This is a genomic window from Streptomyces colwelliae (assembly GCF_048158785.1).
In the GTDB taxonomy this organism is placed as follows: domain Bacteria; phylum Actinomycetota; class Actinomycetes; order Streptomycetales; family Streptomycetaceae; genus Streptomyces.
On sequence record NZ_JBLTJC010001028.1, the window covers coordinates 1 to 401 of the forward strand.

A 401-nucleotide genomic window follows, 5' to 3' on the forward strand; every position below is an offset into this window, starting at 1 on the left:
GCTCACCGATGTCGCCGGGGATCTGGAGGAGACGGTGCGGGCGTTGCGTGCGCTTCAGTCCTCCGATGACGGCAAGCGGCGGGAGGGTGCGGGCGGGATCGAGGATGTGCTGCGGCGGGGGAACGCGGGGCAGGTTCGGGTGCCCGGCAAGCACGGGTCCGCTCCGCGGGTGTATGAGGTTGTGGCTGTGCTTATCGACGACCAGCCTGGTCAGTTGGCCCGGATCTTCGCGGATGCGGGGATGGCGGGGGTCAATATCGAGGATGTGCGGATCGAGCATGCGACGGGGCAGCAGGCGGGGCTTGTGCAGTTGATGGTGGAGCCGAAGGCTGCGCCTGTTCTGACGGCGGGGTTGCGGGAGCGGGGCTGGGCGATCCGGCAGTAGGCGCGAGGTGTGTGGG

At 69.1% G+C, this 401-nt stretch carries 1 pseudogene; it reads left to right on the top strand.

The features are described 5' to 3' along the window. Positions 1-385, top strand: a pseudogene (locus ACNFOC_RS55675) (prephenate dehydrogenase); the annotation flags it as partial. Positions 386-401: the final 16 nt, after the last annotated feature.